This window comes from Streptomyces durbertensis (assembly GCF_014156695.1).
GTDB classification, from domain to species: Bacteria; Actinomycetota; Actinomycetes; order Streptomycetales; family Streptomycetaceae; genus Streptomyces; species Streptomyces durbertensis.
This window is the reverse complement of record NZ_WMLF01000901.1, coordinates 1-664: the sequence shown is the minus strand read 5'-3', so window position 1 is coordinate 664 and position 664 is coordinate 1. Positions and strand designations below refer to the sequence as shown.

Here is a 664-nt window from a genome sequence, read left to right as displayed (position 1 = left end):
CCCACCGCCCGACCACCTACGGCCCCTCCACCGAGGACCGCTACCCCGAGGCGGGACACGCCCAGGGGACCACCCCTCACCCCCGCGAGCACCAGGCGCCGCCCACACGCCCGGACATTGACGACGTCAAGCTCGCCGAAGCTCGCGACCTCGCCCGGGGCATCATCCGCGCCGGCTCCGGCAAGGTCTCGCGCCGCTCGCTCAAGGCCGCCGGACTCACCGGCAAGACCGAGACGCTCCAAGAGATCGCCGATCTCCTCAACGAGGAAATCGCCAACGGCGAACTCGTCCTCGACGAGACCGCGTAACGCGGCATGACCGCAGAAGAGAAGGACACCACCGTGGAGTTCACGTTCGACTTCACCGAGCAGCAGGACGAACCCATCGAGCTGCTTCCCGACCCCGGCCCCACACACCCGCCGACGATCCTCGCCCGCAGCGAGCCGCTCATGCCCATGCGCTTCGGGCGGAACCTCGACTGAAACCGCAGCTTCGACGGCTCCACTGACCCCCGGGGATGAGAGAAGCACCCCCGGGGGCCGGTGAAGAGGCCGAAGCCTCCCCGGGCGATCACACGCCAGCGATCCCGACCCGGACTCCCCACTACTGAGGAGGACACCATCATGCCGTCCCACGACGAGCAGACCCAGCCCATCTACTACCC

The 664-nt window shown here is 68.8% G+C and carries 2 protein-coding genes; both read left to right on the top strand.

What is annotated here, in order from left to right; translation table 11 throughout:
- The coding region (locus GL263_RS27570) for a hypothetical protein (protein WP_182858442.1) at window positions 1-308 on the top strand (308 nt) is incomplete at its 5' end.
- A 6-nt stretch (window positions 309-314) separates the two neighbouring features.
- Window positions 315-482: a hypothetical protein gene (locus GL263_RS27565; protein WP_182858441.1), complete on the top strand. Its 168-nt coding sequence runs from the start codon at window positions 315-317 to the stop codon at window positions 480-482.
- Window positions 483-664: the final 182 nt, after the last annotated feature.